Annotated in this window: 13 protein-coding genes; 8 read left to right on the forward strand and 5 right to left on the reverse strand. The window is 44.6% G+C overall.

Annotation, left to right across the window (positions count from 1 at the left end; all coding sequences use genetic code 11):
• Nucleotides 1-40: 40 nt before the first annotated feature.
• On the reverse strand, nucleotides 41-703 hold the full coding sequence (locus DP114_RS23185) for a hypothetical protein (RefSeq protein WP_169264712.1): 663 nt from the start codon (nucleotides 701-703) through the stop codon (nucleotides 41-43).
• Nucleotides 704-1,283: 580 nt separating this feature from the next.
• Between DP114_RS23185 and DP114_RS23190 the strand changes: the two genes are divergently transcribed.
• The gene (locus DP114_RS23190) at nucleotides 1,284-1,961 is read left to right on the forward strand and encodes an esterase/lipase family protein (protein ID WP_169264713.1); all 678 of its coding nucleotides are present in this window, start codon (nucleotides 1,284-1,286) and stop codon (nucleotides 1,959-1,961) included.
• A gap of 36 nt (nucleotides 1,962-1,997) precedes the next feature.
• Here the strand turns inward: DP114_RS23190 and DP114_RS23195 are convergent, their stop codons facing one another.
• Nucleotides 1,998-2,474: a VOC family protein gene (locus DP114_RS23195; protein ID WP_169264714.1), complete on the reverse strand. Its 477-nt coding sequence runs from the start codon at nucleotides 2,472-2,474 to the stop codon at nucleotides 1,998-2,000.
• Between the two features lie 36 nt (nucleotides 2,475-2,510).
• Here DP114_RS23195 and DP114_RS23200 point away from each other — a divergent pair, with 36 nt between their 5' ends.
• A complete protein-coding gene (locus tag DP114_RS23200; RefSeq protein ID WP_246162686.1) occupies nucleotides 2,511-3,473 on the forward strand; it encodes an alpha/beta fold hydrolase in 963 nt (320 codons plus the stop codon).
• A gap of 68 nt (nucleotides 3,474-3,541) precedes the next feature.
• Here the strand turns inward: DP114_RS23200 and DP114_RS23205 are convergent, their stop codons facing one another.
• A complete protein-coding gene (locus tag DP114_RS23205; RefSeq protein WP_169264715.1) occupies nucleotides 3,542-4,090 on the reverse strand; it encodes a TetR/AcrR family transcriptional regulator in 549 nt (182 codons plus the stop codon).
• A gap of 200 nt (nucleotides 4,091-4,290) precedes the next feature.
• Between DP114_RS23205 and DP114_RS23210 the strand changes: the two genes are divergently transcribed.
• The 6 genes from DP114_RS23210 (at nucleotide 4,291) to DP114_RS23235 (ending at nucleotide 9,530) form a co-directional block, all read left to right on the forward strand.
• Nucleotides 4,291-5,178, forward strand: coding sequence for an alpha/beta fold hydrolase (locus DP114_RS23210; RefSeq protein WP_169264716.1), 888 nt, complete (start codon nucleotides 4,291-4,293; stop codon nucleotides 5,176-5,178).
• Nucleotides 5,179-5,340: 162 nt separating this feature from the next.
• A complete protein-coding gene (locus DP114_RS23215) occupies nucleotides 5,341-6,246 on the forward strand; it encodes a helix-turn-helix domain-containing protein (protein ID WP_246162688.1) in 906 nt (301 codons plus the stop codon).
• 169 nt (nucleotides 6,247-6,415) lie between these two features.
• On the forward strand, nucleotides 6,416-7,381 hold the full coding sequence (locus tag DP114_RS23220; protein ID WP_169264717.1) for an MBL fold metallo-hydrolase: 966 nt from the start codon (nucleotides 6,416-6,418) through the stop codon (nucleotides 7,379-7,381).
• Nucleotides 7,382-7,546: 165 nt separating this feature from the next.
• Nucleotides 7,547-7,945 (forward strand): RidA family protein, encoded by a 399-nt coding sequence (locus tag DP114_RS23225; RefSeq protein ID WP_169264718.1) that lies wholly within the window; start codon nucleotides 7,547-7,549, stop codon nucleotides 7,943-7,945.
• A gap of 213 nt (nucleotides 7,946-8,158) precedes the next feature.
• Nucleotides 8,159-8,617, forward strand: a complete 459-nt coding sequence (locus DP114_RS23230) for a nuclear transport factor 2 family protein (protein WP_171977237.1) — start codon at nucleotides 8,159-8,161, stop codon at nucleotides 8,615-8,617.
• Between the two features lie 19 nt (nucleotides 8,618-8,636).
• A complete protein-coding gene (locus tag DP114_RS23235) occupies nucleotides 8,637-9,530 on the forward strand; it encodes an NmrA family NAD(P)-binding protein (RefSeq protein WP_171977238.1) in 894 nt (297 codons plus the stop codon).
• A 226-nt stretch (nucleotides 9,531-9,756) separates the two neighbouring features.
• Here the strand turns inward: DP114_RS23235 and DP114_RS23240 are convergent, their stop codons facing one another.
• Together DP114_RS23240 and DP114_RS23245 are read right to left on the reverse strand one after the other, a co-directional pair.
• The gene (locus tag DP114_RS23240; RefSeq protein WP_171977239.1) at nucleotides 9,757-12,546 is read right to left on the reverse strand and encodes a type I secretion system permease/ATPase; all 2,790 of its coding nucleotides are present in this window, start codon (nucleotides 12,544-12,546) and stop codon (nucleotides 9,757-9,759) included.
• Complete coding sequence (locus tag DP114_RS23245; protein WP_171977240.1) at nucleotides 12,495-13,244, reverse strand: foldase protein PrsA; 750 nt, start codon at nucleotides 13,242-13,244, stop codon at nucleotides 12,495-12,497. Before DP114_RS23245 ends, DP114_RS23240 begins: the two co-directional genes overlap by 52 nt.
• Nucleotides 13,245-13,293 lie beyond the last annotated feature (49 nt).

Consider the following 13,293-nt stretch of genomic DNA (forward strand, 5'->3'; position numbering starts at 1 on the left):
AGTAGGGTGAGCAACGCCCACCCTAAACAAAATCCAAAGGCTACTTAGAGGTTTTGACTTGATTTGCCATGTCTAAGAAAGAACTCATGTTCGCACCGGGACGACGACGACCATTGCTAGTATTAGGTACAGCGAGATATTTTGGTGCAAAAGTCGTTTCAGTTGGCTCCTTTTGAATTATTGCTTTGGCTTTTTGTGAGTTCACAGGCTCAGGCTTAGCACCAACTGCACCCTGTGTTAACTGAACATTAGGTTTTCCCTCAGCAGCAGCATCTTTTGTTCCATTGTTTGTGTCTGCTTGTTTTGGGGCAGACTTAGCCGTTTTCTTAGCCTTGGATGCGGCTGGTTTTGCGGCTTCTTGAGCTTTGGATGCGGCTGGTTGTGCGGCTTCTTGAGCTTTAGATGTGACTGAGCCAACGGCTTCTTGAGCTTTGGATGTGACTGGTTCAACCGCTTCTTGAGCCTTAGCTACTACTGAGCCAACGGCTTCTTGAGCTTTGGATGTGACTGGTTCAACTGCTTCTTGAGCTTTCGAGACTACTGAGCCAACGGCTTCTTGAGCTTTGGATACTGCTTGCTTGGCTGCTTCTTTGGTTGCTTCAGCGGCTTCATCGAGCTCTAGGTAGTAGCCGTTCTTCTTTTTACCCAAAAGCCCAGTAAAGAAATTCGGAACCCCAGTGATTAAATTTTTGAAACCGTTCATTAGAAATTCTCCTGCCTCTTATACCTGGAATGTGACCGTAATCCTTAGAAAATCACGGAATATGTTTAATTTTTATCAAGATATTCTTGACCCACCCATTTGCGTATACAACCAGTTACGGTGACAGCTTTCATAAAGTGGCTATGACTAAACAGGGCTAGTGCTTTTTACTCTTTACTTTCAGGCACTTGCCACCTTTAAACAGTTAGGTTTTATTATTAAATTTTACTGTAACTTGAAGCAATATTTCGAGAGTCTACTTAAAAAAAGTTAACTTATACTTTCAGATATGCGTATCGACTCTTGAAAGCACCCATTAAGCGTTAAGCGTTCCCACTCGCTGCTCAAACATTCAAAATTATCAATTCAAAATTCGCTCATTAAGAATTTTGAATTGATAGCCTAGCGTGCCCGCAGGGCATACTTTGAATTTTGTTAGCGCAGCGGGGCGTAGCCCTCCTTTGAATTGTTTTGTTCCCTGTTCGCTTCAAACCAATACGGAGACTGTCATAGCTTTTTGGCAAACGGTGATTCTACTCGACTAAATTAGAAAAAGATAGAACTTAATATTATTTAGTAAATGAAGAACGTCAAAAAACAGCGAAACCCAGTCCTATTGGTACACGGTATTTTTGATACAGGTCGAGTTTTCGATAATATGATTCCGTACTTGAACCAGAGAGGTTGGACGGTGTATGACCTAGATTTAGTACCAAATAATGGCAACATTGGTCTTGACACCTTAGCTCAGCAAGTGGCTGATTATATTGATGCGACTTTTGAACCAGAACAACCCTTGGATTTAGTCGGCTTTAGCATGGGAGGTATCGTTAGCCGCTATTACGTCCAACGACTGGGAGGAATCAACCGTGTGCAGCGGTTTGTTACCATCTCATCACCTCATCATGGCACTTGGATTGCCTACTGTCGTCAAGGTGTTGGTTGCATTCAAATGCGTCCTGATAGTGTTCTGTTGCAAGATTTAAATCAGGATGTTGAGATGTTAAGACAGATCGATTTTACCTCTATCTGGACACCTTATGATTTGATGATTGTCCCTGCGAGTAGTTCGCAAATGCCTGTGGGACGTGAAGTGATAGTACCAGTTTTAAATCACTCCTGGATGCTGAGCGATTCCGGAAGTCTGGCGGCGGTGGCGGAGGCGTTGACAATTCAAAATTCAACATGGACTCCCTCCCAGTGCGCTAACAACATTCAAAAGACACAACCCAATACTGAAAAGTCTTCTGTCTATTGACAAGATGGAATAAAAATGCATTACAGTTTAAAGGCGTTAAGCGTAGCTCTGCCGTAGGCAATCGCCCACCAGAAGGCTCCCTGCTGGAGCATCGCCAATTTGCGTATACTCAGCACTCCCAAAAATTGCTTCAGGATAACGGTAATACTTCAACTCCATTAAGTTATAAAAAGGGTCTTCTAAAAAGAAAGTGCGATGTTCTAGGGCAGAACCAACAAAGCGATGTTTAGCTTCTTCTTTAAAAAGGAGTTGTCGCTGTTGCGCCCTTGCGAGTAAATCCTCCCAATCATGTTCTAAAGTAAAAATTAGCCCAAAGTGTCTTGGGTATATCCCGCGTTGGGGTGTGAGTGGTTCTTTTGTGACATGAGCTACTAGTTGATGACCGTAGAGATTGAGAATTAGGGCGTTGCGGTTTTCCCGTCCTGGAGTGCAGCCTAAACCATCTACATAATATGCTTTTGTCTGGGCAATGTCTGTGACGGGAAAGGCAAGATGGAATAACGTTTGGTTCATTGCTTGTATGGGTAAGACTCCCTCAAGTTTTACCAGATGGAAGTTGTGCTAAACTCCCTGACACCAGCTATTTTAGAGCATCAACCCATGAGAAAGTTGATCATTCAACTATTAATTGTCATTCTAGTATTAAGCGGGTCAATAGGCTATGTGTTTGTGAATCGCGCAACGCCTGCCTCAAGCTGCACGATCGCAAGCCTTACTACACAGGTTGGCAACGGTACATTGTCCTACAGTCAAGTGGGGAACGGGCGCTCGATTCTACTGTTGCATGGTTTATTTGCCGACAAGGAGCAGTGGAACACCATGATGTGTCGGCTGTCTGAGATGGGCTATCGGGCGATCGCCCCAGATCTACCAGGCTATGGCAACAGTAACGGTTTTACTTTGAGTGACTATGCTCTGGAGAACCAAACAACACTCCTACATGAGTTGATGGAGAAATTGAGGATTAAGTCTTTTGATCTAGCGGGTAGCTCGATGGGGGGAGCGATCGCTCACCTGTATGCTCAACGTTACCCAAACCAGGTGCGTACCCTCGCCTTTATCGGTTCACCATTGGGCATTGTTGATTGGGCAAGCAGTTTTAAAGAAGCAATCTTCCAAGGCATTAATCCTTTTATTCCAATTACCAAAGAACAGTTTGCTTTGGAAATCAGCCTGCTTTTCTTCACTCCTCCCACGATTCCTGATTCTGTCATAGCAGAGAAAGTCAACGATTACATTACTCGCAACCAACATTACCAGCAGGTTTGGGATATTGTAAATCTCTATGATGACATTCTCTGTCAGGGTGTACCAACTCAACTTCCCACATTCACTATTTGGGGCGAGGAGGACAAGATTTACGACATTAGTGGGGCTAATCGACTGCAAGAATGTATTGCTGGTGCAAGAGTGATCCAGTTGCCCAAAGCAGGACATCTAGTGCTGATAGAAAATGCAGATGAGGCAGCTTCAAAATATGTGGAGTTTTTGCAAACTGCCAGAGGCAGATAGAACAAGCAAGGGGGAGTTTTGCAGGGTAAGCTCATCTGATGTATTTTGGTTTGTGCAAAATGCAAGTTCTATTCGTTGTGCAAAAGCTGATCTGGAAGTTGCTCCAAAACCCTTTCAAATGGCGCACTGTTATTGAGTCCCCGCGTTAAAACGAGCGCACCTTGAACTTGGATCACCGCATCCTCTGCTCGTTGACGTGCCTGTGTTTTAGACAAACCTACCTCTTCTAACACCTGCGCTAAACCATCAATCCAAGCATTAAGCATTTGATTGACTTGCTCGTGAAACAAATCGTTGGAATCGCCAAGACTAAATAGCGCTAACAGACACGCATCTCTGCCGCAGTTGTAAAACTGTTTGAGACTTTCATTCATAGTGTGAATGCGCTTTCTTGGTTCACCCGAACGGTGTAACGGTTCGAGGATTGCTACTCCAAACCACTGACTCACATGTTCCAGCACCGCCTCTGCCATCTCCTGTTTTCCATTGGGGAAGTGATGGTATAGGCTTGCTTTACCTAAGCCAGTTGCTTGGGAAATTCGAGACAGGGTTGCTCCTTCGTAACCATACTGACGAAACACGTTGACTAATCGCCGAGACGCTTCAATTTTGTCCATTGAATTTTCTGTTTAACCTGTTGACATTGTACCGATTTTTCGGTACAGTTATCTTGTACTGAATGTTCGGTGCAAAAATATAAAGATATCAAGCGTATTGTGAAAAACATTTATTTCCAAGCAATGCTTGTTGTTGTATGTCCTTTTATTGTACCGAACGTTCTATTCAAGTGATTTGAAGTCAGGAGAATTTGAGAGCTATGTCCGCATACCGCACAATTGAGATTGATAGTCTCCATATTTCCTATCGTGAAGCAGGTTCGCCCTTATCTCCAACAATCCTTTTGCTTCACGGCTTTCCAACTTCATCGCATATGTTTCGTAATTTGATGGGTGCACTAGGCGACAAGTTTCATGTGGTTGCACCTGATTATCCCGGTTTTGGTAACAGTTCAATGCCAACGGTAGATGAGTTTGAATACACCTTTGACCATTTGGCTGAGGTGATGGAGAAATTTATTGAGGCAATTGGATTGAAGAAGTATAGCCTTTATGTAATGGATTACGGTGCCCCAATCGGATATAGAATTGCAGCTAAGCATCCAGAGCGAGTTGAATCACTGATTGTTCAAAATGGGAATGCGTATGAAGAAGGACTTCGCGAGTTCTGGGAACCCCTTAAGGCTTATTGGAAAGAGCGTACACCTGAAAATGCTGACAACTTGAGGCAATTTTTCACCTTGGATGCAACCAAGTGGCAATATACTCACGGAGTCCGCAATCCTAAATCGATTAGTCCTGATAACTGGAATATCGACCAACCGTTACTTGACCGACCTGGTAATAGTAACATTCAGTTAGCGCTGTTCTATAGCTACGGTTCTAATCCACCGTTGTATCCCCAATGGCAGGAGTACTTCCGCAAGTATCAACCTCCAACATTAGTTGTTTGGGGCAAGAATGACCAGATTTTTCCTGCCGATGGTGCTTATCCTTACCTACGGGATTTGAAAAATATTGAATTCCATTTGCTTAATACAGGGCATTTTGCTCTTGAGGAAGACGGTGAAACCATTGCTTTGTTGATCACCAACTTTCTGACGAAACAATTGCAACCCTTAGAGCGCCGGTTCAGTAAAAATAGTTGACAAATAAGCCAAAATGTGAATAAGACTCATGTCAGCAAATTCCAGTTATTTAGAACCCATTTGGCTTTCCCTAAAGACAGCTTGTGTGTGGGTTTTAACATCACTTATCAGATCGCCATTTTGCTAATCTAGGAGTGGTGTTGGGTCAAATGGATAAGTCAAATGCTGAAAACAAAACCTGTGACAACCAACTTTGTCAGTCCGATCAAACTCAATCAACGGTTGAATAAATCCCTGATGTTATCCAGTCGGCAAATTGGCTGGAAAGGGATCTTGGTTGAACAGTATCAGAATTCTCCGACTCCAAGTGAAACTGAACTTCCTGCCCTGTCAGATCATTTGCTCAACTTACCCCTGGGACACCCCGTCCATTTGACCCAGAAGCGTGATGATCGCCTGCATGAATCAATCGTTCAAAAGGGTGACACCATCTTTGTTCCTGCCGGACAACCGAGCTACTGGCGCTGCCAGGGAAGTGAAACCTACCAGCCAACGCTGCACATCCACTTGAAACCGGAGTTGATCACGCAAGTTGCTGAAACATCTGAGTTTGATCGGGAGCAGATCAACCTCGTGAACTGTTTCTGTAAGCAGGATTTACACCTTCAGCATATCGCTATGCTGCTCTTGGCTGAGTTAAAGTCAGGTGGGATGATGGGTCAATTATATGTCGAATCATTGACTCAGGTGCTAGTCATTCATCTTCTGCGACATTATTCCACCTTCACGCAGACAATTACGTCCCAGAACAGAAGCTTAACGAACGCTCAATTGCAGCGAGCGATCGACTATATTCACACTCACCTTGACCGAGATTTGTCACTGGTTGAAATTGCAGGAGTCATTAATATCAGCCCCACTTACTTTGCCAGTTTGTTCAAAAGCACCACAGGTATTTCTCCTCATCAGTATGTGATTAAACAGCGGGTGGAGCAGGCAAAGCTGATGCTGTTGACAACAGATTTGGCGATCGCCGACATTGCATTACAAGTGGGGTTTTCCAGTCAAAGCCATCTGACTCAACACTTTAAACGCCTCACTAGAATGACACCGAAACAAGTTCGCTAAAACCATAAGAATCTGATAAAGCGTTGTAAGAATCTGAAAGAAGTCGAGCATTGGAACTCACTACACTTGGGATAGATAGGGCATTGTTAGACACTTCAGGAATAAACCACTGTAGCTTCTTTGCCCGTTCCTTCAACTCTTCATTAGAAGATTTTGGGATACATCCGCCATGTTTTTTAGACCAATTTTGGCTATTATAACCGCAGTGCTGATTATTACAACCTCGTATTTTTTTTCGGGGATTGCCATAGGCAAAACTGCGAAAACTCAAGTACCAGGTGTCTACTCTTTCATGTTAGGCGATTTCACGATTACGGCGCTCAGCGACGGTACACTACCGCAGGATCTCCCTAAGCTCCTAACCAATACGAACCCGGCAGAAATTGATCGCCTTCTCCATAGCAGCTTTCTTACGAACCCTGTTGAAGCCTCGATCAATGCATTTCTTATCGATACCGGGGATAAACAGGTGTTGGTGGATACAGGTTCAGGGGAATTATTCGGACCAAAGCTAGGTGGCAAGCTACAAGTGTCGTTAAAGGCGGCGGGCTATGCACCCGACGAGATCGATACGGTTCTCCTTACCCATATCCATAGTGATCACAGCGGTGGTCTGGTCAAAGGCGATCAACTAATGTTTCCCACCGCTACAGTTTACGTTGGCAAGCCTGATGTCGATTTTTGGCTTAATCCTGCCAATGCAGAGCGATCGCAGCTCGACCGCAAATATTTTGATGAAGCAGTCAAAACGGTCAAACCCTATCTCGATGCAGGCAAGCTTAAGCCGTTTTCCGGCAAGACGGTTATTCTGCCGGGGATTACCGCACGCCCCACGCCGGGACATACGCCGGGACACAGCTTCTTCCTTGTTCAAAGCGGTGGCGAGAGCATCGAGTTCTGGGGCGATATTCTTCACGTCGCCTCGGTTCAATTTCCGAAGCCCGAGATCACGATTGTCTATGACGTCGATCCCAATGCCGCAGCGGTGCAACGTGCGAAACAGTTCGCTGACGCACAGATATCACGCCGCTTAGTTGCAGGCGCACATTTACCCTTCCCAGGAGTTGGGCATATTCGCGCGGAAGGTAAAGGCTATGCCTGGGTGCCTGTGGACTATCGCTGGCGTGAACAATAAGGTTGTGTCGCCAAAAGATAGGACATTTTTAGACTACCTGAGGAATAAACCACTGTAGCTTCCTTGCCCATTCCTTCAACTGTTCATAACAAGGTTATGGAATACATCCGCCATGTTTTTTAAACTAATTTTAGCTGTTATAACCGCAGTAAGGACTTAGACACAATGAGAAAGCAACTTATTAATCCGCCACAACTCTATGATGGAAGACCACACGGAATGTCCCATGCTGTTATCGATACCGCATCGGCTACCGTTTACATTTCTGGTCAAGTTGACTGGGATGTGAACCATCAAGTCTCATGCCATACCGTCGAGGGGCAACTCTCGAACGTGCTAACGAACCTAAAGGTCGTCCTAGATGCATCGGGAAGCTCCGTAGAGAATCTGCTTAGCCTTCGCATCTATGTTCGTGGTGAACTTGGAGAATTTATGGGGACTATCGCACCAATTATCGGGCAATTTCTAGCAGAATCGCGCCCCGCTCTTACTGGCATCGGTGTTTCCTCACTTGCCTCTCCAGAAACATTGGTTGAAATTGAGGCAACAGCAGCACTTAAGTGACCAACTGATTTCCGAAATTCGTGTTTATTTAGGTGGCAAGCTACAAGTGTCGTTAAAGGCAGCTATGCACCCCACGAGATCGATCTGGTTCTCATTACCCATATCGATACTGATCACACCGCCGGTCTGTAGGACATTTTTAGACATCTCAGGAAGAAACCACTGTAGCTTCCTTGGCCTTTTCTTCAACCCTTCATTAAGAGGTTTTTAGCAATGCAATTTTTAGGTGAAACAAAAGAACAATCTACGGCTGCTGAGGTTTTTGCTGACAGTCTCGCACTGATTACAAAGGATATTCAAGCCTGGGTAGAGCTGTTTGCCGAAAATGCAGTCGTTGAATTTCCGTATGCTTCTGCTCTCGGTTCACCACAACGATTAGAAGGCAAACCTGCCATCTACAACTACATGAAAGACGCGTTAGCACAGATGCAAAATTTGGTATTCACGAACATTCGTGCCTACCCAACGTCAAACCCTAATGTTCTATTTGCTGAGGTGCATGGGAAAGCCATAATTGTCGCTACAGGTCGTCACTATCAGCAAGATTATGTGATGCGACTGGAAACCAAGGATGGCAAGATCATCCACTACCGTGAATACTGGAACCCTGTCCCCGTTCTTGATGCGTTCGGTAGCACACAAAATTTGCGTCAATCTTTTAATGCACAGTAATGCAGAGGAGAGGATAGATATGAAAATTGTGATTGCAGCCGCATCAGGCAATATTGGACGACGCACCGCAGAGAAAATCATCCAGGCTGGTGCTGAAACTATTCTTCTGGCACGACATCCAGAGAAGTTGGCTGATTTAGTGACTCAAGGTGCCACGGTGAAGCCAATCAGCAGCGATGATACTCAAGGGTTGATCGAGGCAACCCAAAATGCAGATGCTTTGTTTTGGCTGACTCCACCGAAACTTGATGCACCAAGCTTACGCGACTGGTGCATCCAGACGGCAATGGCTGCAGCTAAAGCAGTGCGTGAAAACGGTGTCAAGCGAGTCGTCAACATTTCTGGCATTGGTGCGGGTTCAGCATCAAACTTGGGTACAGTCTCATTTGGTGGAAACGTCGAATCGATCTTCAACCAAACTACAGCAAATGTGCTGCATTTGCGTCCCGGCTATTTCATGGAGAATTTTCTAGATCAAGTTGAATTCATTCGGCGAGACGATACCGTATACTTCCCCTATGCCAGCGATCATGATATTCCTTGGATTAGTACTGACGATATCGGCGATGAGGCAGCAAAATATCTACTCAATGATGGTTGGGCAGGTCATTGGACTCGGAATTTAATGGGATCCGAAAATTTAACGCTGTTTGAAACAACTGCTGTCCTTTCACAAGTGCTCAATCGCCCGATCAAATATGTCCAGGTGACTATTGAATCGATCCAGCAGCGCCTTGCATTGACGGGCGCAACACCTGATGTACAACGAGAGTTGGGCAATCTGTATCGTGCCCTTGGCAATCCTGACGGAGTTTATGCGACAGTACGAACACCTGAAGCTGTTACACCAACGACGTTTGAGCAGTTTGTAAAAAACAAACTATTTCCAAACAATCTAGCACTTACGCATTGACAAAAAGTTGACTATGTGCATTGCCATTACCTAATACCCCGGCGACACGGGCTGTGATGGCTTCGCCTGCCCTATTCCCGAACGCGAGTGCGTGTCCGTTCGGCGTAGCCTCCATTGTAGCAAGTGGCGTGCAACTCTAGAGGGTTCCCTTCGTGCGTGCAAACTGCCGTGCAAATAAACAAGAGATGAACTTGTACTTCATCCGGATGAGAACTGCTTATTCATCTCAGATATTTGCCTGCTGTCTTTGATAAAGTGACCAGTACAAACCTTTTTGTCGCAACAGATCCAAATGGTTTCCGCGTTCAGCGAGAACTCCCTTCTCCAGTACCAAAATCAAATCAGCACGCTTGAGGGGGGCGAAACGGTGGGCGATGAGAAACACGGTGCGGTTAGCGGAAACTTTTTGTAAGTTTTCCAGGACTTGCTGTTCAGTTTCACTATCTAAAGCACTAGTTGCTTCGTCCAAAATTAAAATCGGTGCTTGCGAGAGAAATAATCGTGCCAAGGCTATGCGTTGACGTTGTCCCCCAGATAAAGCTGTACCCCGTTCTCCAACATTTGTTTCGTAGCCGTGGGCTAATTCACTGATAAAGTCATGAGCAACGGCATATCTTGCAGCTTCTACAACTTGTTCTGAGGTGATGTCAGGATTACCGAGAGTTATATTGTCTAAGATAGAACCGTTGAATAAAAAGTCTTCTTGCAGAACTACACCAATTTGTTGGCGCAGGGAAGCTAAATCAGCGCTTTTAATATCAAAACCATCAATGAGGATGCGTCCTGATTCAATTTGATAAAGGCGTTGCAACACTTTAGAAAGAGTACTTTTCCCAGAACCACTGCGTCCAACAACACCAACAAACTGTCCTGGTTCTACAGAAAAGGAGATTCCTCTCAAGACGGGTTCAGCACTTTGTCGGTAACGGAAGAAAACTTGCTCAAAGTTAACTTGACCTTTGAGGGATGGTAACACTAAACCAGTGCCTGGTTCCGCTTCTGGGGCTACGTTAAGAATATCACCAATCCGGTCAACAGAAAGCAGCACTTGTTGGAAGGTTTGCCACAGCTGTACGAGGCGTAAAAGTGGTGCTGTGACTCTACCAGAAAGCATTTGAAATGCGACGAGTTGACCGACTGTTAATTTATGATCAATAACAAGCTTGGCTCCAAACCAAAGAATAAGCAAGTTGGAAAAATTGGTCAGGAAGTCACCAATATTGCTACTAATGTTAGAGGTGGTAGAAGCTTTGAAACCTGTGCGGACGAAGCGAGCAAATAAACCTTCCCAGCGATCGCGCGCTGCTGGTTCTGCTGCGTGTGCTTTAACTGAGTGAATTCCGGTAATTGTTTCGACAAGAAATGATTGACTATCAGCACTGCGGTTAAAGGTTTCGTTTAGCCAGTTGCGAAGAATTGGCGTTGCTACCACTGTTAAAGTGGCAAACAACGGTAAGACTGCTAACGCCACAAATGTCAGGGGGATATTGTAGTAAAACATTAACCCCAAATACACCACAGCAAAGATGCTATCCAAAACCACAGTTAACGCCGTACCTGTGAGAAACTGGCGGATTTGTTCGAGTTCTTGAACTCTTGCGACTGTATCTCCTACGCGCCGAGACTCAAAATAAGCCAAGGGTAACCGCATGAGGTGGCGAAACAGCTGTGCTGATAAACTTAAATCTAGACGACGGGCGGTATGGGTAAAAATAAACAGTCGCAGGATTCCAAGAACTGCCTCGAATGTTGAGGTGAAGAGGAGTGCGATCGCCATCACATCAAGAGTTGGCAAACTCTCCTGCACCATCACCTTATCAATAACAACTTGAGTAATGAGTGGTGTTGTTAACCCCAAAAGCTGCAATGTAAAAGACGCCAGCAGCACTTCTCCTAGCAATCCTCGGTACCGCCAAACTGCTGGAGTAAACCAATTGAGGTTAAATTTTTCTTGCTTTTGGATGACTTCTACTTGCCATAATTGCCCATCCCAAGTTTCTTCAACCACTGAGCGTGGTATGGTTTCACAAGTGTTATTGGGATTTAGGGGATTTGCGATAGTTAGGCGATCGCCCTTGAGGGCATACGCGACTATCCAACCTTCCTCTGTTTTTCCTGATGTTTTCCACCGTAACAAAGCTGGAAATGATAACTGTTGTAACTCACTCCAACTGACTTGCAGCCGTCGCAGCACAAATCCTAACTTTTCTGCTGCTTCCACAAGATGTTTTGGTTGTTGTCCTCGCAGTTGACGTTGTACCCATTCGAGTTGTAAGGGATTGTCTAGCTGTTGCGCCACCATTGTTAAACACGCCGCACCTGTGTTCCAGCTAGAGACGAATGGATATGTTGATACAGAAGTCGAGGACGGGGAGAGGGGAGGGGAAGAAGGAGGAGATGAAGGAGTGGAGGAGTGAGAAACTGAGGCAGATGAGGCAGAGTCTTCTAATTTGGAATTTGGAATTTGGAGAGAAGTTGAAACGCAGGTTTCCTCCGTCCCTTGCGCGTCTTTGGAGGAGACTCCAATCTTAGGTGATTTGGAATTGATTTGTTCTGTTGTCGCGGTGTCTTGTTGATTTCCTAACCAAAACCCTTCAATTTGTGGCGTTGAAAGTTCTGCCCATACTGCTGTCGTCTGGCGTAGTACGACGACTTCTTTACTAGCAGCAACAGCCTTGCACTCCACAGAAAAGTTGTTTAAGTCGCCGAACCAATCTCCTGGTTGTAGTACTGTCAAAGTCTTACCGACGCTTCCGTCCCGCAAGCGGATGTTTCCAGAAATAATCAAGAATTGGAAACCTGCTGCTTCTTGTGGCCAGATTTTTTCTCCCAATTTGTAGCGAAGAGTTTCTGACACCTGTTGCAGTCGGTTTTGTTGTTCAGCTGTTAGCCAGCACAGTGGTGGTTGATTCCAAGATTGAGATGCTAGCACGCTATTTTCTGAAGATTCGTTATCTAAAAGTTTTAATTCACCTGCAATTTTACCGTTAGTTTTTGAATTTTCTCTGCTAGCCATTTCTCAAATAACTCATTTTGTAGTGCTTGCCTTAGTTGAGTATCTTCTAACGACGCGCTCAGAAATTGTTCCACACGAAACAATCCATAGCGTCCTTCCAGTTCTATTGGTCCTATTAATTGTCCGGGACTGGCAATATCAACACATGCCCTGAGTTTATCTGGCATCGTTCCCCGACTTACAGGCCCCATCATACCGTTGACAATTTTTTCATCTGAGAGGGAATATTCTCTAGCAAGTTGCTCAAAGTTTGCTCCTTCTTCGATTTGGGTTTGTAGTTCTTCCGCTAACTCCTGAGTCTCAACAACAATTCGCGAAACTACCACCCTATCTAAATAAATTTTACGTTCAATGTAGTATTCTTGTAGCTTGGATTCTGTGACGCTCGCTTTCAGTTTTTCTACCTTAAAACCATAAGCAACTGATGAGTGAAAGGTATCATAATTTGTCCCATTACTTTGTAACCATTCTTGAAATTTATGAGGTTCTGTCAATTTATTTTTTAGTCGGAAGTCAATTATAGTCTGTTCTGTCAAAGCAGAACTAATGAGTATATCTTCTCGTTTTTGTAGTTCTTGTTCGATTATGTACTGGCGAAGAATGTCTCCAATAAATTGCCCCAATTTTCCGGATGATTGCAAATATTTTACTGCTTGTACATAGGAAATCGGTTTTTCATCTACAGTCAAAAATTCCATGAAGTTAAATAAATAATGAATAGAAAAAACGACAAAAAAACAACATACA

Source organism: Brasilonema sennae CENA114 (assembly GCF_006968745.1).
GTDB lineage: Bacteria > Cyanobacteriota > Cyanobacteriia > Cyanobacteriales > Nostocaceae > Brasilonema > Brasilonema sennae.

Excerpts from the sequence above, each read along its gene's own strand:
- DP114_RS23205 (WP_169264715.1), bottom strand. The coding sequence starts at position 4,090 with ATGGACAAAATTGAAGCGTCTCGGCGATTAGTCAACGTGTTTCGTCAG.
- DP114_RS23200 (WP_246162686.1), top strand. The coding sequence starts at position 2,511 with ATGGAAGTTGTGCTAAACTCCCTGACACCAGCTATTTTAGAGCATCAA.
- DP114_RS23210 (WP_169264716.1), top strand. The coding sequence starts at position 4,291 with ATGTCCGCATACCGCACAATTGAGATTGATAGTCTCCATATTTCCTAT.
- DP114_RS23230 (WP_171977237.1), top strand. The coding sequence starts at position 8,159 with ATGCAATTTTTAGGTGAAACAAAAGAACAATCTACGGCTGCTGAGGTT.
- DP114_RS23245 (WP_171977240.1), bottom strand. The coding sequence starts at position 13,244 with ATGGAATTTTTGACTGTAGATGAAAAACCGATTTCCTATGTACAAGCA.
- DP114_RS23185 (WP_169264712.1), bottom strand. The coding sequence starts at position 703 with ATGAACGGTTTCAAAAATTTAATCACTGGGGTTCCGAATTTCTTTACT.
- DP114_RS23190 (WP_169264713.1), top strand. The coding sequence starts at position 1,284 with ATGAAGAACGTCAAAAAACAGCGAAACCCAGTCCTATTGGTACACGGT.
- DP114_RS23195 (WP_169264714.1), bottom strand. The coding sequence starts at position 2,474 with ATGAACCAAACGTTATTCCATCTTGCCTTTCCCGTCACAGACATTGCC.
- DP114_RS23220 (WP_169264717.1), top strand. The coding sequence starts at position 6,416 with ATGTTTTTTAGACCAATTTTGGCTATTATAACCGCAGTGCTGATTATT.
- DP114_RS23215 (WP_246162688.1), top strand. The coding sequence starts at position 5,341 with ATGCTGAAAACAAAACCTGTGACAACCAACTTTGTCAGTCCGATCAAA.
- DP114_RS23240 (WP_171977239.1), bottom strand. The coding sequence starts at position 12,546 with ATGGCTAGCAGAGAAAATTCAAAAACTAACGGTAAAATTGCAGGTGAA.
- DP114_RS23225 (WP_169264718.1), top strand. The coding sequence starts at position 7,547 with ATGAGAAAGCAACTTATTAATCCGCCACAACTCTATGATGGAAGACCA.
- DP114_RS23235 (WP_171977238.1), top strand. The coding sequence starts at position 8,637 with ATGAAAATTGTGATTGCAGCCGCATCAGGCAATATTGGACGACGCACC.